This is a genomic window from uncultured Algibacter sp. (genome assembly GCF_947487575.1).
Classification (GTDB): domain Bacteria; phylum Bacteroidota; class Bacteroidia; order Flavobacteriales; family Flavobacteriaceae; genus Algibacter_B.
Genome location: NZ_CANKXG010000002.1, coordinates 207,953 through 226,593, shown reverse-complemented (window position 1 = coordinate 226,593; position 18,641 = coordinate 207,953). Strand labels below are relative to the sequence as shown.

Genomic DNA, 18,641 nt, shown 5'->3' with positions numbered 1-18,641 from the left:
TATAGTAGGTGGAGTTATAATAGCTCATTTTCTTATTGGCTTTATTTATCTTGTTTATAAATTGAATAAGAAAAAGTAAAGTTTGTTTATCTACTTATACTAAAAACATCTACTTTTGCAGCGAATTTTGGTTCTTGTTCAATTTTAATTGAACGGATTAAAAGGGAATCTGGTGAGAATTTTTAATCAATTCCAGAACTGTTCCCGCAACTGTGAGCTACAAAGCTTCATGTTCAACTTCAATGTCACTGAAGAGCAATCTTTGGGAAGACCAACATGAAGACGCAAGTCAGGAGACCTGCCATTTTCAAAACAAATAAGTTAAACTTTCGGGATAGAAGTTTGCGTATGATAATCCATACGATTCTCGAGTAATTATTCATTAAAATGAACAAAAAGACAAAAGTTATTGGTATACTATGTTTTGGTATATCGGTATTTGGATTTGCACAAAAACAAGCGGTAGATTCAACAAAAGTACAGCAACTTGATGAAGTTGTTATTACAGATTCGCGTTTTGCTTTAAAACGTGAAAATTCAGGTAAAACAGTAATTAAGATTTCAAAACAAGAGATTGAAAGAAATCAAGGAAGAACGGTTTCAGAATTAATTAACACTCAGTCTGGTATTGAGATTAATGGTAGTAGAAGTAATACAGGGCAAAACCTTGGGGTTTATGTTAGAGGCGGGCGTAATCGTCAGGTATTGGTTTTAATTGATGGTATTCAGGTTAGCGATGTATCTCAACTTAATGGCGAGTATGATTTTAGACTTTTGAATTTAAGTCAAATAGAATCTATTGAAATTATAAAAGGAGCTGCTAGTACATTGTATGGAAATGGCGCAGCAGCAGCAGTTATTAATATTACAACTAAAAAGGCAGGTAAGGAAAAGATTCAAGCTGTGTTTGCATCTAGTATAGGTAGTAACCAATCTGAATCAGACCAAGATTATGATATTGCAGATTTTAATAATAGTGTCGCAATAAGTGGAACTTTAAATAAATTCACGTATCGTACTGCTTTAAATCAGCAGTTTGCAGATGGTATGTCTGCAGCAATTACAGATGAAAATGAAAAAGATAAATTTTCTAAATATGGATTGGACGTAAATTTAGGATATCGATTTAGCGATGCATTTTCATTACATATTTTTGGAAATCTTACTAATATTAATTCTGAATACGATGGTGGTGCATTTTTCGATGCTGCTAATGTTTTTAAAAGCAAACAATCTAGAGTTGGTATATCTTCTAAATTCAGTTATAAAAATGGAAGTATTAATTTAAATGCTGCTTTTAGCGAATATGAAAGGGAATTTATTTCTAATTTTCCATCAGAACCATTTTCTAAAAACAAAGTTTTAGACCTTTACAATAAATATAATTTTAACGACTCTTTCTACACTATTATTGGTTTAAATGCTAGTGAAAATGAAGCACAGTTTGCAGAGGAAGAAATATTTACAAATATAGATCCTTACCTAAATTTTGTATATGTGTCAAATTTTGGCTTAAATGTTAATTTAGGTGGTAGGTTAAATAGTCATAGTGAGTATGGGTCTCATTTCACTTACAATATTAACCCATCTTATGTGATTAAGCATGCTGATGATAGATATACTAAATTGTTTGGTTCTTATAGTACATCGTTTATTGCGCCGTCATTAACTCAATTATTCGGGTTTTTTGGTCCCAATCCAGAATTAGACCCAGAAGAAAATACGACTATAGAGGGTGGGGTTGAATTTAAATTATCAAATAATTTACGAGTTAATGCACTTTATTTTAATAGAACTGAAGAGAACTTTTTTATATACGATTTTACATTAGGATATATGAATGCTGAAAACAAAATTAAAACACAAGGATTAGAGTTAGAAGTAAATGCTACACCTACTAAGGATTTAAAGGTTACAGCAAACTATACCTTTGTAGAAAATAGAGATGCTGTTGCTATAGGTATTCCAAAGCATAAAGCTAATTTACAATTAGGATATGATTTATCTGAAAACTCATTTGCTTCACTATCTTATCAATATACATCAGATAGAACGGTTAATGATTTTAGTACTTTTCCAGCAACACCAGTTATTTTTGATAGTTTTAGTTTGCTTAATTTATATTTTAGTCATAACCTTATGAAAAATATGAAAGTATTTGCAGGTATAGACAATATATTAAATGAAGATTATGAAGAAATTTTAGGATTTACTACAAAAGGAAGAAATGCTAGATTAGGTTTTCAGTTGACTTTGTAAAAATATAAATCTTAACTATTTTATTAAAGAGGTTGTCTAAAAGGTCTTTATTTCATTTTGTCAGGTTGAGCGCAGTCGAAACCTATTTCTGATTATCAACAATTTAAAACATTTCGACTGCGCTCAATGTGACAGTAGACTTGTTTTTTAGACAACCTCTTTTTTATGGTATCAAATCACAATACCAAACCCCGTATTTTTCTGAATTGCTTTTACAAATAGAGTTATCGTCTTGTTTTGGAATGTTATATTCTCGATAAACCTTTAAATTTAATGGGTGTTTTAAAAATAGGACCATCAAAACAAAAGGTGTGAAATTCTCCGTTTTCTCCACAAGGGTCTACACCTTCAGGTAGGTTTTTAATAAAATTTTCGTCAATCACTGTTCCCACAAAATCCTCATCAAAGTATTTAGAGTTTGCGCAAACTATGATAGTTTTAAAACCTAAATTTAAAAACTCATTTAGCAATGCTTTGGTATCTCTTTTCCATAGAGGGAATACTGCTTTTATATTTTGTTTTGCTAATTGGTTTTCTCTATAAACTCTTAGATCTTCAAGAAAAATATCACCAAAAGCCGTATGCGTAAAGCCATCTTTTTTTAATCTTAAAACGGTGTCTATCATCTTTTGCTCATAGACTTCCATACTTGGCATTTCTGGAAGTTCAATTAAACTTGCAGGTATATTTAAGGCATTGGTTTGGGCGATTAATAACTCTTTTCTAAGACCATGCATCGAAACACGGTTGAAATGACTATTAACTGTGGTTATTAATTCATCTACCGAGTAGCGATTATCTTGCAATAAATGATAAAGTGCTAATGCTGAATCTTTACCCGAACTCCAGTTGAAGTAGGTTTTGTGTTTATTCAAATAGGATTTCTTTAAATAAATTAGTTGGAATATCTTTATCTGAATACATACCTAATCCTGCTGGGATATAATCTTTGCTATGACTTGTAAATTGAACGGTGCTGTTTTTTTGCTGTATAAAGCGCCCAGAATTAGTAATATCTGCAATTGCTGCTGCAAGTAAGGGTTCGTCTTGATTACCTAAAACACCTAGGTTATTGACGTTTTCTGCAATTAAAATATCAGGGTCTAAACCATTGAAATAATCGGTATCACCATTAATATTTAATGATTTGTAAATTAATGGCAACATAGCATAAGTATGCCCTGGGTTCGCACCAGATCTTCTGAAATTTGGAGAGTCATAAACAATTGTTGAGGCTTGATATTTACCAGTTGTGGTTGTTCCAATTTGAACGACTTGAATATATGGTCTTAAAGAGTTTATAACCAATTCGCTTGCAGAAGCACTTGATCCTGTAGTTAGAATATAAACTTTAGATAAGCCAAGGCTATTTATTGCAGAACCATCATTACTGTCTGTAAACCTATTAATAAGCGATTCAGGGTCTTGGTTTTCATAAAAAGCTTGGAATTCAGTATTCCATTCTTCGGTACTATAAACATCTCCAGTAAATTGTCCAGTAATTAAACTTGATAGTAAAATGGCTGTATCTACTGAGCCACCAGAATTATATCTTAAATCTAAAACTAATTCATCAATATTCTGATTTTTAAACGTACCAAAAACAGTGTTTAATTGACTGTCAAATGGACTTGTAAAACCATTATACATTAAATATCCAATATTTTTACTTTCTATGTTTAAAATGGTGTTTATAAAAATTGGGTTTTCTGAGTATTGAGATTTACTTAAAGTAATGGTTTCTGTGGTTTCATCAATAAAATCGTCTGAAGTATCATTGGGTGTAAGGTTGTCGTTATATGCACCTAAATTAATACTATAGCTATCTCCACCTGTTAATTGAAAGCGATTTTTGCTTGTAAGTTGTACACCATCAATAGCATAAAAAATATCACCACGTTTAACGCCTTGAGATTCAGCATCTGTATTAGGTAGCACGTGAGTTACAATACCATATCTAATATCTGATGATGATGAGAAAGTAAACGCTTTATATTCCATACCGTTTGTTGTGAACACACCGTCTAAAAGCTGTTCAAGAGCAATATAATTGCTAAAAAGCCTACTGAATCTATCTATGTTTTCTGGTTGATGTCTAAGGTTGTAAAAAAAATCGAAATGTGAGGGGATAGCATTTAAATAATCATTATACTCATTATCATTAGAAAAGCGATTGTTTGCCAAATCTGGTACATCATCTTTATATAAATAAAAAATATTTAAACCTTTATAAATAAAGTCGTTAATATCCCTAACTGTAACAGCTGTGTCATCACTATCTTCAAAACAACTGGTTAAAAATAAAGCAGCAAGAATTAGTATTAGGGCAACGTTTAATCTTTTCATTTTTTTCTGCAATTTTATATAAGTAGTCCTTAAAACCATAAATTTACTTACATTATTGTGTAATAAAAAATAAACACTTGATAATTCGTTGAGTGTAGGTAGGTCTATAGCTTTTTTAAATAAAGGTAAAAGTTAATGTTTTACTGAACTTAGCTTATAAGCCCGCGTAAGGAATTGAGCAATTGTTGGAGCTCTTCGCAGAGAGCGACTTATGAAAGCCCGACCCGATTGGGTTACGCCATAAAGTTTATTTTTTTTATTTGTAATGTAACAAAACGAATACATGGTCGTCGTAATATTAAATAGCCGTAACTAAGCTGTTTATTTAAACCAAACCAAAATGACTCAAAAAGAGTTTTTAAATATTGTAATGCCTTTTAAGGATAAAGTATTTCGTTTAGCAAAACGATTACTTGTATCTACGGAAGAAGCTGAAGATGCCACACAGGAAGTGTTGTTGAAATTATGGAAAAACAAATTAAAAATTTCTGAGTATAAAAATGTTGAGGCTTTTTCTATGACTATGACAAAGAATTATTGTTTTGATAAATTAAAATCGAAGCAATCACAGAATTTAAAAATTGTACATAGTAATTATGAGGAAAATAACACGCCATTACAAAAACAGGTTGAATTAAATGATAGTGTAAATTGGGTAGCAAAAATTATAGCTGATTTACCTGAACAACAGAAAATGATAATTCAATTACGAGATATAGAAGATTATGATTTTGATGAGATTGCAAAAATGCTGGATATGAATAATACAGCGGTTCGTGTGGCCTTATCAAGAGCAAGAAAAACAATAAGAGAGAAGTTAACAAATACACATAATTATGGTGTTAGATAATATAGAAAAATTACTAGAAAAGTACGAAAACGGAGAAACATCGCTTAAAGAAGAGCAGCAGTTAAAATACTATTTTACACAAGAAACTGTACCGCCACATTTAGAAATGTACAAACCCATGTTTACGTATTTTTTGGTAAATAAGCAGGAGCAATTTACTAAAGACGTTCCATTAAAAACAAATCGTAATTTTAATTACAAATGGATTTCTGTCGCAGCATTAGTGGCGCTTATGCTTGGGTTTTATTTTGGTACAACGCTTAACACTGGCGAACTAGGTACTTATGAAGATCCCCAATTAGCTTTTAATGAATTTTCAAAATCAATGGAAATGATTTCTTCTAAATTCAATAAAGGTGCTTCAACGGTTGGATACTTAAATGAAGTAAATAAAGGGACTTCAGCTTTAGGATACCTTAACGAAGTTGAAAACACAACAAGTATAATTTTTAAAAACTAATTAACGTGTACTGAACTTGCTTGTGCTGAACTTGTTTCAGTATTTCAGTATCAAAAAAAACAATGAATAATTCAAATAAATTAAAAACAAGAACAATGAAAAATAAATTAATAGTACTAGTAATGGCCATTATGTTATTACCATTAGCGGGAATGGCACAAAAGAATATTTTTGAAAAGTATAGTGACAATAATGACGTTACTTATGTAAACATTAAACCTAAAATGTTTCAAATGATAGCAAAAATGGGAATTAATGTGGAAGATGCAGAGGCAAAAGCATATATGGATATGGTAAAAAGCATTACCAGTTTTAAAACTATTGTAACGGATAACGCTTCTATTTCTGCTGATATTTCTAAATGGGTAAAATCACGTTCTGGAGGTTTAGAAGAATTAATGGAAGTTAAGGACGATGGAACCGAGGTGAAGTTTTATGTTAAAGAAGGTAAAGATTCTGACCATGTAAAAGAACTTTTAATTTTTGTAAACGGTATTGATAAAATGATGAATGATAAGATTGAAATTAATGGGAAAGAACGTAAAATTGAAACCGTTGTAGTATCACTTACAGGAGATATAGATCTTAATGAAATTTCTAAACTTACTGATAAAATGAACATACCAGGAGGTAAGCACTTAGAAAAAGATAAATAAAATAATCATCAATCAATGCAACGAACAATCAAATATTTAGCATACACATTATTTACCACAGTTATTTTTATTAGCTGTGGTAATGATGTTAGTTTGCAACGTTATTATGTAGATAACCAAGAGGCGAAAAATTTTATATCTCAAGACTTGCCACTTTCATTGATAGAGATAGACAAATCTAACTTTACAAAAGAGCAAAAAGAAGCTTATAACTCTGTAGATAAATTAAATTTTTTAGGCTATAAGGTTAATGAAACAGATACTGAAACTTATAAAGCTGAAATAGCAAAAGTGAAAACTATTTTAAGTAATGGTAAGTATAAGGATTTAATGGAGTTTAGCGACAAAGGCAATAAAATATCAGTAAAATATATTGGCACAGATGAAGAAGCAGATGAGGTAATAGTGTTTGGTAGCGCCAAAGATATGGGTTTTGGTATTGTTAGAATATTAGGTGATGATATGAACCCTGAAAAGATGGTTACTTTAATTAACGCATTTCAAAATGCAAATGTAGATGAAGGTCAGATAGAAAATATTATGAATTTCTTCAAATAACTTATAGTAATTATGTTAATGTTAAAAGGCTTCCTAGTGGAAGCCTTTTTTATTTGGAATTGTTTTGGTCTTGAGTTATCTTTTCTGGTTTATACTTAGAATAAAGTATATTAATAACAATGCTAAAAAATATAATAGTAAGAACAGTTAAAACAACAAAGTTATCTAGAATATTCAGTATTCCAAAAACAAAAATACTAACAGCCATAAGTCCAGTAAGTACTATAGATTGTTTATCGGTTAACATATTGTATATTATTTAATATTTAAATCCCTGTGTAATTACTAGGTGTAATACGTTTTAATTCTTCTTTTATTGTGTTTGAAACTTCTAATGTATCAATAAAATTAGAAATAGAATTTTGATTTATTTTAGTGTTAGTTCTTGTTAAACCTTTTAGAGCTTCATAAGGATTAGGGTAACCTTCACGACGCAAAATAGTTTGAATGGCCTCAGCAACAACTGCCCAATTGTTTTCTAAATCTTCAGCAAATTTACTTTCGTTCAACAATAATTTATTCAAACCTTTTAAAGTCGATTTAAAACCAATAAGCGTATGTCCAAAAGGAACACCAACGTTACGCAATACAGTACTATCTGTTAAATCGCGTTGTAATCTTGAAACAGGTAGTTTAGCTGATAGGTGCTCAAAAATAGCGTTTGCTATACCTAAGTTCCCTTCAGAATTTTCAAAATCTATAGGATTAACTTTATGTGGCATTGCAGAACTTCCAACTTCACCAGCTTTAATTTTTTGTTTAAAATAATCCATAGATACGTAGGTCCAGATATCTCTATCTAAATCTAGAATTATGGTGTTAATACGTTTCAAGGTATCAAATAAAGCCGCCATATGGTCGTAATGCTCAATCTGAGTTGTTGGAAAAGAGTGTTGTAAACCTAATTTCTCTTGTACAAATTGGCTTCCAAAAGCTTTCCAGTCAATATCTGGATACGCTACATGGTGTGCATTAAAATTACCAGTTGCTCCACCAAATTTGGCAGCGCTTGGAATATCATTTAGTAAATTAAATTGCTCTTCAAGACGAACAACAAATACTTCAATTTCTTTACCAAGTCTTGTTGGAGATGCTGGTTGTCCGTGTGTTCTAGCCAGCATAGAAATGGCACTCCAATCTTTAGATAAACTTTTAAGTTTTTCTAAAACTATAAAATATTCAGGTACATAAATAGCGTTCATGGCTTCCTTAATACTTAAAGGAATAGCAGTGTTGTTTATATCTTGAGACGTTAAACCAAAGTGGATAAATTCTTTATACGCACTCAAGTTTAGCTTATCAAATTGCTCTTTTATAAAATATTCAACTGCTTTTACATCATGATTAGTAACACTTTCAATCTTCTTGATTGCCATTGCATCATCAGAGGAAAAATCTTTATAAATAGCTCTTAAGCTTTCAAAAACACCGCTGTCAATAGATTGAAGTTGAGGTAAAGGAATTTCGCAAAGCGCAATAAAATATTCTATTTCAACTAAAACACGATATTTTATTAAAGCCTCTTCAGAGAAATACGGCGCCAATTCACTTACTTTACTTCTATAGCGTCCATCAATAGGAGAGACGGCATTTAATGCTGATAATGACATAATTTATGTTTGATTTTTTGAAGTTGCAAAGATAGGTTTTTAAGACTGAAGACGGAAGCCAGAAGCTTGAAGTTTTTTAGTTTTTAGGTGTAGTTTTTTTGATTTTTTTTAAAATATGACGAGCTCTTGCTTTAAAAGCGGCAGTTTGTTTTGAGAAATCGTCTTCTAAAATACGAGCCAACTCAGGGTAAACCCATTCATAATCTTTTCCAAATAAAAATAGTGTACTCATTGCGTATGCTTTAGGTGCTACTTTTTCATCATTTATCATATAATCAAAACAGTTTTCAATTATACGTTCTTTGTGAGTTTCTGTTAGATTTTTTTTGATGTAATTATCTTCTTTCTTGGTGTAAGTCTTTGCTAAAATTTCGCATATTTTAGCAACTGGCCGAACAGCAGAGTCTAAGTGTACTTTATGCATATTTTCAGTAAACATATCTAAATATGGAATTATAGTATTAATATTGTGGTTGCACATAAACTCAAAAACCCAAGCTGCTCGTGGTGATATTTTGTCGTCAACCATAAAAAGAATATCTAATAATTTAGGAACCAAATTTGGGTTGTCTTGCATCAATAGGGCATAAAACAAACGTTTTTCACGCGAATGATTTACGTAGTTTAATTCATTATAGAGTTGTTCTGTAGTCAAAAGGTTTTCTTATTTTTAATTTTTAAAATTACTTAAAATGAAAATAATAAAAAAGCTGTTATTACTATTGTTAATTGTATTTGTAATAGCTCAATTTTTTAGGCCAGATAAAAATGAAGGTGATTTAACTTCAATAAATGCTTTTATGGATGAAACTAATCCACCAGAAAATGTGAAAATTATTTTAAAGGAAACTTGTTTTGATTGCCATAGTGATATTACTAGATATCCGTGGTATAATAACATAACGCCAGTAAATTATTGGTTAGCTAGCCACGTGAAGGATGGGAAAAAGCACTTCAATATGTCTAATTGGGAAGGCAATTCAATTAAAAGGAAAGATCATAAATTCGAAGAACTCATAGAAATAGTTGAAAATAAAGAGATGCCTTTAAATTCTTATGCCTGGACACATTCTGAAGCAAAACTTAATGATAAACAAATAAAGGCTGTAATTGATTGGGCAAAATTAGTACGATTAAAATATGGTTTGGAGCCTAAACCAGAATAAATATAAAATCTCAAAAAAAACAAATTCCAAATTCCAAGGAGATACACTTCACAATTGGAATTTTGTTTTATATTTTTTGAGATTTGGAAAATTTTATGAATAAAAATTTACTCATTATTGGTTTTGTATGGCCAGAGCCCAAAAGTTCTGCGGCCGGTAGTAGAATGATGCAATTGATTGAAGCTTTTCAGTCAAAAAAATATCAAATTACTTTTGCAAGCCCTTGTGCTAAAAGTAACAATGCCTTTAATCTTGAAAGTATTGGGGTAGCTCAAACTTCCATCGAATTAAATCATACGTCTTTTGATGATTTTGTTGCAGAATTAAATCCAAGTATCGTTTTATTTGACCGTTTTATGATGGAAGAGCAATTCGGGTGGCGCGTTACTGAACAATGCCCCGAAGCTCTTAAGGTTTTAGATACTGAAGATTTACATTGCTTAAGGAAGGGCAGACATCAAGCATTTAAAGACAATAAAACATTCAACGAAACTTTTTTATTCAATGAAACAGCAAAGCGAGAAATAGCCAGTATTTATAGAAGCGATTTAAGTTTAATTATTTCTGAAGCTGAAATAGATATTCTTAAAAATCAGTTTAAGGTTGATGACTCTCTTTTGATGTATTTGCCTTTTATGCTAGATTCTATTTCAAAAGAAGACATAGATGAGCTGCCAAAATTTGAAAATAGAAACCATTTTGTAACTATAGGAAACTTTTTGCATGAACCAAATTACAACGCTATTTTATATTTAAAAGAAACCATTTGGCCTTTAATACGAAAACAACTGACAAAAGCAGAATTACATATTTATGGTGCCTATGCCTCCCAAAAAGTGAATCAGCTTCATAATGAAAAAGAAGGCTTTTTAATTAAAGGATTTGCTGAAGATGTCAATGGAGTGATGCAAAACGCTAAAGTATGTTTAGCGCCAATTAGATTCGGAGCAGGCTTAAAAGGTAAATTGGTTGATGCTATGAAAAATGGAACGCCATGCGTGACTTCAATAGTTGGCGCAGAGGGTATGTTTGGAGATGTTGAGCCTAATGGTTTTGTTGAAGATAATCTGGAGCTATTTTCTATTAAAGCCATAGAGTTGTATAAGAATGAAACGCTATGGAAAGAGAAACAAGAACATGGATTTTCTATAATTAATAAGCGTTTCAATAAAATTGAATATCAAAACAAGTTTTTTAATAAAATAGAAGAGACGACTAAAGACCTTAACAAGCAACGACTAAATAATTTTACAGGTCAAATGCTTCAACATCATACTTTACAAAGCACCAAGTTTATGAGTAAATGGATTGAAGAGAAGAATAAAAACTAATCATTATATTAATTCTATCATTCTTTTAACTCCAACAGAAGCAATTTCAGCAATCACAGTTAAACTTTCTTTACTATCAATACTCGGTTTCGGATCTATAAAATAAGTTGGTGTGTTTTCAGAAACATAATGCATTAAACCAGCTGCAGGATATACTTGCATGGACGTTCCAATAATGATTAAAATATCTGCAGTTTTACAAATTTCGACTGCTTTTTCAATCATGGGTACATCTTCTCCAAACCAAACAATGTGAGGTCTTAATTGATAACCTTTTTTGCAAGTATCACCTAAAACTAAATCGGTTTTCCATGTTTTAATATCGTTTTCGTTTTTTGTGCTTCTAACTTTTAACAATTCACCATGTAAATGGATGACGTTAGTACTCCCTGCGCGTTCATGTAAATCGTCTACATTTTGGGTTACTATAGTTACTTTAAAGTTGTTTTCTAATTCGGCTAAATCTAAATGCGCTTGATTTGGCTTAACTTCAAATAATTGTCTTCTGCGTTGGTTGTAAAAATCTAGCACTAATTCTGGGTTGGCAGCAAAACCTTCGGGAGTAGCCACTTCCATAACATCGTGCCCTTCCCATAAACCATTAGCATCTCTAAATGTTTTTATACCACTTTCGGCACTCATGCCAGCTCCTGTAAGTATAACTAGGTGTTTCATTTTATAAAAATACGTATTAATTTGTCATTCCTGTGAAGGCAGGAATCCACTCATTTTTATTAAATTCGATTTTTAACTTAATTATGATAGACCTTAAACTCTTAAATCATTTAGAAACCTACCTAACAGAACATAGAAAAGAGCGTTTTAGCGACGTTTTATCACAACGCACAAAACATTTTACAGTTGCTACAGAAGATGTATATCAACTTCATAACACCAGTGCTGTTATGCGAAGCTGTGATGTGTTTGGAATTCAAGAATTAAATATTGTTGAAGAGCAAAACTCTAAACATATTGATAGAGAAATTGCTATGGGTGCTCAGAAATGGGTAGATTTAAATAGATACCATTCGGTTGAAGATTGTATATCAAATTTAAAGCAGAAAGGCTATCAAATTATTGCCACAACACCACATACTGATGATTGTGAATTACATGATTTTGATGTAACTAAAAAGTCTTGTTTTTTCTTTGGAAGAGAAACCGAAGGTTTATCTAAAGAAGTTTTAGATAGCGCAGATGGTTTTTTAAAAATTCCAATGGTTGGATTTACAGAGAGTTTGAATATCTCTGTTTCGGCAGCCATTATTTTACAACATGTTACTACAAAACTTAGAAAATTAGATATGAATTGGCAATTATCTAAAGATGAAATGGCTGAAAAACGTTTAGATTGGTGTAAAAAAACAATTAAAAGTTATGATGAGATTGTTGAACGCTTTTATGAAAATAAATAGCTAACACGCGTTAGGAATTGCAGTGGAAAACCCTCCCGATAGCTATCGGGATTGTGGTAACGCCCAAATAATTTAAATTTTTCTGCTTCTACCGCGACTTAGTAGTTTGTACTCTTCGTAACATTCACTAATGGCATCAAGTATTTGAAGATCGTTGGCAGTTTGTATAAAACCTCTAGAGTAGTTGCATTGACTAACAATCTCATCCAAATCTACACGTTCTACTTGTAGTAAAACAGTTAGCATTTCCCTATCAAAACGAGATGCTAATAGGTTTCGGATCTCATCATCTTCTTTCATCTTTTTGAGCTTACGCAGCTCGTTTGGTTTTTTGCCAAACATACGATGTAAAAAATCGGCAGGGTTAAAAATGGAGCCTATAACTTTGGTTAATCCAGATTTTTTACTTGCCTCGTAACCAGTGCCTTGTAAGCCAGAAATACTGTAACGGTAGTTGGTGTTAATATCTGGCACTTGTTTTATATCTACTTCTAAATAGCCCGTAAGCTTTAGTTGATTTACAACCACTTCTTCTAGTGCTAAAGCGAGTTCTGTAAGTTCAATATTTGAGCTTCCAAACTTTAACCAGTCATTAGTTACTCTAACTTTTATGGATTTAAAACCTAAATAGGAAAAGTGAAGCGTATCATTAACTTTAGCCGAAATTTGAAACTCTCCTTTTTTGTTCGTGGTTGTTCCTATAACTTGATTAAGGTTTACAATATTAACGTTTTCTAAGGCACTTTTATCAGCAGAATTAAGTACAATACCTAAAACCTTATCTGCTTCTTGTGCCATACCAATAGCAGAAAAGCAAAACATAAAAATGATAAATAGGTAATACCTCATGAAATATTCAACGCTAATTTTTTTATAAAAGTACTAAAGAAAACTTTAGCAATAGAATTAAGCTTTTTATTTTGACTAAATATTAACAGAAAGGTTTAAACTTATCGTCTAGAACGTCTAGGTCTAGAACTTCCAAAATCGCTAGAATTAGAACGTCTAGGTTTAGAGCCACTATCACTTCTGCGTCTATCACCTCTGTTTCCAGAGCTTTCTTTTCTGTCATCGCGTTTACCGCCACCACGTCTGTCGTCACGTCTTTTTCCACCATCACGTCTTCCACCGCCGCCGCGTCTATCTCCACGTCGTCCTCCACCACGGTTTTCTGAAACTTCAACATTTACAAAACGACCTTCATGTTTAAAGTCGGTAAAATGGGCTAATACTTTCTCTTTAAGTTCGTTTTCTGTATTAAAAAACGAGAAGCTGTCTTTAGTTTCCACTTTAAAGACATCATCTCTACCAAGGTCTAATTGCTCTTTCAAGAAGTCTTTTAACTTCATCCAATCAAATCCATCTTTACCACCAACGTTAATAAAGTAGCGTGTAGATTTACCACCTCTGCTTCTGCCTTCACTACTATCATAAGAACCTTCTGCTACATTAAGGTTTTTAGATTTGTTGTAGTAATTGTAAAAACGAGTAAACTCAACCGAGAAGAATTTTTTAATCAATTCATCTTTATCCGTATCAGCAAATAACTCATTAATATTAGCCAAATGCTTATCAATTTCATGATTAATTTCTGTGTTGTGTATTTTATTAGCCAAAGACATCAATTGCACTTCGCAAATATCAGCACCATCAGGAATTTCTTTTTTATCAAATTGGCGTTTAATAATGCGCTCAATACTTTTAATTTTACGCACTTCACTTTTAGAAACAATAACCATTGAAACTCCCGTTTTTCCAGCACGTCCTGTTCTACCAGAACGGTGCGTATAGGTTTCAATCTCGTCAGGTAATTGGTAATTTATTACGTGTGTAATATCATCAACATCAATACCACGTGCCGCCACATCGGTAGCTACTAGCATTTGTATTTGTTTGTTTCTAAACGATTTCATCACGATATCACGTTGATTTTGACTTAAATCCCCATGTAAAGCCCCAGCACTATATCCATCTTCAATCAGTTTTTCAGCAACCTTTTGTGTATCACGTTTTGTTCTACAAAAAATAACCGAAAATATATCCGGATTAGCATCACTTAAACGTTTTAATGCTTGGTATCTATCTCTAGCATTTACTAAATAATATTCATGAGATACATTACTTGTACTCTCATTCTTATTTCCAACAGTAATTTCCTGTGGGTTATGCATAAAGTTTTTAGCAATTCTAGACACCTCACGAGGCATTGTTGCAGAAAATAACCACGTGTTTTTATCCTCTGGTGTGTGCGATAAAATATCAGTAATATCCTCTTTAAAGCCCATGTTAAGCATCTCATCAGCCTCATCTAAAACCGAATACTGGATTTTAGAAATATCAACCAAACGTCTGTTAATCATATCTTTCATACGGCCTGGAGTCGCCACAATTATTTGTGCACCACGTTTAATCTCACGTGCTTGGTCTGTAATACTCGATCCACCGTAAACCGCTACCACATTAAGCCCCTTACAATATTTACCATACAATTTCATCTCGTTGGTAATCTGTAAACAAAGCTCTCTGGTAGGCGATAAAATTAAACCCTGCGTGGTTCTACTAGCTACATCAATTTTCTCTAACATCGGGAAACCAAATGCGGCGGTTTTACCCGTACCCGTTTGGGCCAGAGCCACTAAATCGGTTTCAGACTCTAATAAAATTGGGATTGCTTTTTCTTGTACTTCACTAGGTTTTTCAAATCCTAAATCTGTAATGGCTTGTAATAGGTCGTCATTAAGACCTAAATCTTGGAATGTGCTCATTATTGTTTAATGTATGCGATATTGTTATGTGGTGTTACATAAAGAAGCGCATCGACATACTAAACTTAAACTTCCAGTAACACATCCTCACCCTGAGGAGTAAACTCATTTTGAGTTTCAAGGCGCAAAGATAGATAAATAATCGTCATTCCCTCGAAGGAGGGAATCTTTTTAAAATTAGTTGGTTTCTTATAATTATTTGGGCGTTACCACAAGGGTCGGGCTTTACGCTATATCTTTTTTTACGTCATTGCGAGGAGTTTTCGACGTGGCAATCTGCCTAAACCTAATTCTAAATAAAATTTTTGGGTGTTTTAAAAAAAGGATGCCGCTGCAATCCCTAACGCAAGTATCTGCCAACGTCATTGCCAAGGAGGTACGACTGTGCTAATCTGTTTAATGCTTTTTTGTGTAATTTTGAAGTTTCGTTTAACGTCCCGCGAATAAGATTTGTTTCAATGAATTTTATTCGTTGTTGGTGTGAGTGCCTTTTGGCAGTCGCTCCAAATCTTATTCGCGGGACGTTGGAGTGAATGACGCAGGAATTCACTCCAACTTATGCGGATATGACAACGTTTTAATGTTTTATATCCGACGTTAAACGAAGGTAGATGAAAATTTTTACAAAATCAAGTATTAGCTTTACGATTTAGCGCCTTTGCAGGAGATAATTCTTGAGATTGCTTTCCCGAAAAGTACTCGGAACTGGGTGTGCCTTAAAAAAACGTTATTTCCTCAGATTCCTAATCCGTTCCAAAAGTGTAGGATGCGAATAATGCATAAATACATAAGCAGAATGAGCTACTAAATTCCTTAAAACGAGCCTTTCGGATGTGTTAACTGAAAGCTTGATGCTTTGAAATCAGAGAACTGAGAAGCAATAGCTTCGTATGCCTCATCTTGATATCCAATGCTAGCCATACGAAATGCTGGAGCGAGAATTTCTGGCAGAAACGGAACAACCTGTTTGTAGTGCCAAACCCTAGGCGGAGAACCTTCGGGTACTTCTTCAACATAAGGTCTAAGGAACTCCAGCGCTCGCCTTATGCTCCGGCCATCTGCTGTCTCGTAGGACCACAAATTTACTCCAACCCACTCTCCAAGTGTCGCTAGTTCAGTAAGCCCCGTTAAATTCATTTCGGAGTAGTTAAAAGACTTGGTGCGTCGCAGCTCCATGGGTTGGGCACCATCAGGTTCTATTTGGCGAGCAATACGGTTCTCTTTTACCAATTCTAGCCTTTCGCGTGCTAGTTCGTATTTACCCAAAGCTAGCGCTAAGCGCACGACTCTTACATCGAACATAGTGCCATGGTTCTGTCGCATCTGAATTTCTTCTTTACCATACTCGCTATTTATAAACCAATCCAGAAAGTTCGTTATCCAAATATCTAGTGCTGCTCGGTCGTTTTTGCTCCAATGTTTAGATCCATCTAAAAGACCAGCAGCATCCACTGCTTGTACTACGCCACCTGCTTCAATCATTCCAATATAACGTCCTTGGTTTCTACCAGGTACAGCTTGTGCATACTTAAGGTGTGGGTTCATCCGCGTAGCAGAATCGATAAACCAAACACGAAGGCATCGAGCTGCATGTGCAGCGTACGATTCTTTACCCGTGAGGTAATATGCGAGGGCAAGCGATTCGACTAAGTGGCCAATTTCTTGACCGCGTGAATAGTCCGCAAAATCGGGGTTTCGAGATTCCGGATTGATGATACCGTCCTTTGGTAGGTATGGTAAACCGTCTGGCTTTGAAGGATCGGGCCAGAGGTAAGGAGCCTGAGTGTAATAGTCATTCAGATTTCCGCTAACAGGATGCCGTTTTTTATCAGTTACCGTTGGAGGTTCAGTCGCTAAGGCTTTATTGGCTGTGATAAGTAGAGCGTTATAGGCTGGCATAAGTGAGGTGTCACCTCGCGCAATGTCTTGTTTCACAATTGGTAAGGCTCCGCGTCTTGCACCAAAGAAATGAGGATGCTCTTTCACAGCTAAAACCGTGGCTGACTCGTCTTGTGCAAAACCAGCTTGCGAGAGAACAAATGGACTCATCACTAAAAATAGAATTTTCAGCAGAGAGAAACGAAGTGGTATTATCTTATTTATCATTTAGTTACAGCTTCTTTTGATTCCATTAATTCACAACGCGTACCATCGAGATCGTGCACATTGCACACCCAGCGGTTGTTACGGGCAACCAAAGGTTCGTAACGTTCAAGATCAGGTAAGGCATTAAATAACATATCGCGATGCGCTTTTTGAATATCATCAGTTAAAAGGCACATATGATGCATTGTGCCCATTTGCCTTCTACTCAGTTTTATATCGTTTATAAGAATGTACTCAACGTAGTCACCGCTATCTCCCGGTAACTGCATATTCACCCAAGCATCTGGACCACCATCTTTACGCGATCCGCGCCAAATTTCTTTAAAACCTAAAGCATCTCGATACAATGTGTTGGCCGCCTTTTCATCAGTAATAGTGATGCCTACATGCAGCAAACGATCGGAAACTCGCCTAGACCCTAAATGCTTGCCTTTAGCTAGTGTTTGCTTGGAATTAGATGTGTATTCAACAAACTTAAGGTTATGTCCGTCTGGATCTACTAGAACACTCGCTAAGGTACCATCGGAATTTTTTTCTACAGGCGTTGGGTTGAGCCCTCTGTCTTTGAGCATAGCAATAGTAGTCTCGATATCTGAAACTTGAAATGCGATTTCAACTAACCGGTTGTCATCTGTCCCCTCGGGTTTTGAGACTAACTTCACAAACTGGTCGTCGTTTATTTTTAAATACCAAGCCTCTTGATCTTCATACGCAGCAAATGCAAATTCAAATCCATAAAAAGCCGTATAGAATGCACGCGATTGCTCTAAACTTGATACTTGAAACGCCACATGGGCTATTCCTAAGATGGGGAGTGCTTTTTCAGCTTTTGTTCCCATTGATAGACAAGATAGTATTAGAATTAAAAGGAGTACTCTCTTCATATATTTTGCGATTTGCATTGGATTTGAAAATTTCAATGATTAAGTTAAGATACTAAATATTATTAGATATGTAGTTATGATTCAAAAATGAGAAAAGAAATTACTTGTAATAAATTGTGTTGTTCGAAGCTGTAATTGCAAGCAATGGCCCGTAGATTTGTGTCCTTTTAATACTAAAATAAGTTCAGTAGAAGATACTTTAACCTCAACGTTAAATGAAGCAAGCCGAAATCTT

Annotated in this window: 18 protein-coding genes and 1 riboswitch; of the genes, 8 read left to right on the top strand and 10 right to left on the bottom strand. The window is 33.6% G+C overall.

What is annotated here, in order from left to right; translation table 11 throughout:
- Positions 1-111 precede the first annotated feature (111 nt).
- A riboswitch (cobalamin riboswitch) is annotated at positions 112-321 on the top strand.
- A 66-nt stretch (positions 322-387) separates the two neighbouring features.
- Positions 388-2,259, top strand: coding sequence for a TonB-dependent receptor (locus Q0870_RS03170; RefSeq protein ID WP_298551012.1), 1,872 nt, complete (start codon positions 388-390; stop codon positions 2,257-2,259).
- A gap of 245 nt (positions 2,260-2,504) precedes the next feature.
- Here the strand turns inward: Q0870_RS03170 and Q0870_RS03165 are convergent, their stop codons facing one another.
- Both Q0870_RS03165 and Q0870_RS03160 read right to left on the bottom strand, forming a co-directional pair.
- A complete protein-coding gene (locus Q0870_RS03165) occupies positions 2,505-3,134 on the bottom strand; it encodes an ATP-binding protein (RefSeq protein WP_363317916.1) in 630 nt (209 codons plus the stop codon).
- Positions 3,127-4,605: a S41 family peptidase gene (locus tag Q0870_RS03160; protein WP_298551010.1), complete on the bottom strand. Its 1,479-nt coding sequence runs from the start codon at positions 4,603-4,605 to the stop codon at positions 3,127-3,129. The genes Q0870_RS03165 and Q0870_RS03160 overlap by 8 nt, the downstream gene beginning before the upstream one ends.
- A 340-nt stretch (positions 4,606-4,945) precedes the next feature.
- Here Q0870_RS03160 and Q0870_RS03155 point away from each other — a divergent pair, with 340 nt between their 5' ends.
- The 4 genes from Q0870_RS03155 (at position 4,946) to Q0870_RS03140 (ending at position 7,129) form a co-directional block, all read left to right on the top strand.
- Positions 4,946-5,455: an RNA polymerase sigma factor gene (locus tag Q0870_RS03155; RefSeq protein ID WP_298551008.1), complete on the top strand. Its 510-nt coding sequence runs from the start codon at positions 4,946-4,948 to the stop codon at positions 5,453-5,455.
- Complete coding sequence (locus Q0870_RS03150; RefSeq protein ID WP_298551006.1) at positions 5,442-5,915, top strand: hypothetical protein; 474 nt, start codon at positions 5,442-5,444, stop codon at positions 5,913-5,915. The genes Q0870_RS03155 and Q0870_RS03150 overlap by 14 nt, the downstream gene beginning before the upstream one ends.
- 95 nt (positions 5,916-6,010) lie before the next feature.
- Complete coding sequence (locus Q0870_RS03145) at positions 6,011-6,571, top strand: DUF4252 domain-containing protein (RefSeq protein ID WP_298551004.1); 561 nt, start codon at positions 6,011-6,013, stop codon at positions 6,569-6,571.
- Positions 6,572-6,586: 15 nt separating this feature from the next.
- The gene (locus Q0870_RS03140) at positions 6,587-7,129 is read left to right on the top strand and encodes a DUF4252 domain-containing protein (RefSeq protein WP_298551002.1); all 543 of its coding nucleotides are present in this window, start codon (positions 6,587-6,589) and stop codon (positions 7,127-7,129) included.
- Positions 7,130-7,178: 49 nt separating this feature from the next.
- On the opposite strand, the gene Q0870_RS03135 is transcribed toward Q0870_RS03140, so the two are convergent.
- The 3 genes from Q0870_RS03135 to Q0870_RS03125 all read right to left on the bottom strand — a co-directional run bounded on the left by Q0870_RS03135 (position 7,179) and on the right by Q0870_RS03125 (position 9,394).
- The gene (locus Q0870_RS03135) at positions 7,179-7,376 is read right to left on the bottom strand and encodes a hypothetical protein (RefSeq protein WP_298551000.1); all 198 of its coding nucleotides are present in this window, start codon (positions 7,374-7,376) and stop codon (positions 7,179-7,181) included.
- Between the two features lie 19 nt (positions 7,377-7,395).
- Positions 7,396-8,739, bottom strand: coding sequence for an adenylosuccinate lyase (gene purB / locus Q0870_RS03130; RefSeq protein WP_298550998.1), 1,344 nt, complete (start codon positions 8,737-8,739; stop codon positions 7,396-7,398).
- 76 nt (positions 8,740-8,815) lie between these two features.
- A complete protein-coding gene (locus Q0870_RS03125; protein ID WP_298550996.1) occupies positions 8,816-9,394 on the bottom strand; it encodes an adenylosuccinate lyase in 579 nt (192 codons plus the stop codon).
- 37 nt (positions 9,395-9,431) lie between these two features.
- On the opposite strand from Q0870_RS03125, the gene Q0870_RS03120 reads away from it, so the two are divergent.
- Together Q0870_RS03120 and Q0870_RS03115 are read left to right on the top strand one after the other, a co-directional pair.
- Positions 9,432-9,905, top strand: a complete 474-nt coding sequence (locus Q0870_RS03120; RefSeq protein ID WP_298550993.1) for a heme-binding domain-containing protein — start codon at positions 9,432-9,434, stop codon at positions 9,903-9,905.
- Between the two features lie 95 nt (positions 9,906-10,000).
- Positions 10,001-11,236 carry a glycosyltransferase family 4 protein gene (locus tag Q0870_RS03115; RefSeq protein WP_298550991.1) on the top strand — a complete coding sequence of 412 codons (1,236 nt, stop codon included), beginning with the start codon at positions 10,001-10,003 and terminating at the stop codon, positions 11,234-11,236.
- A 3-nt stretch (positions 11,237-11,239) separates the two neighbouring features.
- On the opposite strand, the gene Q0870_RS03110 is transcribed toward Q0870_RS03115, so the two are convergent.
- On the bottom strand, positions 11,240-11,911 hold the full coding sequence (locus Q0870_RS03110; RefSeq protein ID WP_298550989.1) for an NAD-dependent deacylase: 672 nt from the start codon (positions 11,909-11,911) through the stop codon (positions 11,240-11,242).
- An 83-nt stretch (positions 11,912-11,994) separates the two neighbouring features.
- Here Q0870_RS03110 and Q0870_RS03105 point away from each other — a divergent pair, with 83 nt between their 5' ends.
- Positions 11,995-12,651 carry an RNA methyltransferase gene (locus Q0870_RS03105; protein WP_298550987.1) on the top strand — a complete coding sequence of 219 codons (657 nt, stop codon included), beginning with the start codon at positions 11,995-11,997 and terminating at the stop codon, positions 12,649-12,651.
- 72 nt (positions 12,652-12,723) lie between these two features.
- Here Q0870_RS03105 and Q0870_RS03100 read toward each other — a convergent pair whose 3' ends face one another.
- The 4 genes from Q0870_RS03100 to Q0870_RS03085 all read right to left on the bottom strand — a co-directional run bounded on the left by Q0870_RS03100 (position 12,724) and on the right by Q0870_RS03085 (position 18,361).
- Entirely contained in the window at positions 12,724-13,500 is a 777-nt protein-coding gene (locus tag Q0870_RS03100; RefSeq protein WP_298550985.1) for a carboxypeptidase-like regulatory domain-containing protein, read from the bottom strand.
- A gap of 101 nt (positions 13,501-13,601) precedes the next feature.
- A complete protein-coding gene (locus Q0870_RS03095; protein ID WP_298550983.1) occupies positions 13,602-15,416 on the bottom strand; it encodes a DEAD/DEAH box helicase in 1,815 nt (604 codons plus the stop codon).
- 813 nt (positions 15,417-16,229) lie between these two features.
- Positions 16,230-17,522, bottom strand: a complete 1,293-nt coding sequence (locus Q0870_RS03090; RefSeq protein WP_298550981.1) for an alginate lyase family protein — start codon at positions 17,520-17,522, stop codon at positions 16,230-16,232.
- Positions 17,519-18,361 (bottom strand): VOC family protein, encoded by an 843-nt coding sequence (locus Q0870_RS03085; protein WP_298550979.1) that lies wholly within the window; start codon positions 18,359-18,361, stop codon positions 17,519-17,521. Before Q0870_RS03085 ends, Q0870_RS03090 begins: the two co-directional genes overlap by 4 nt.
- Positions 18,362-18,641 lie beyond the last annotated feature (280 nt).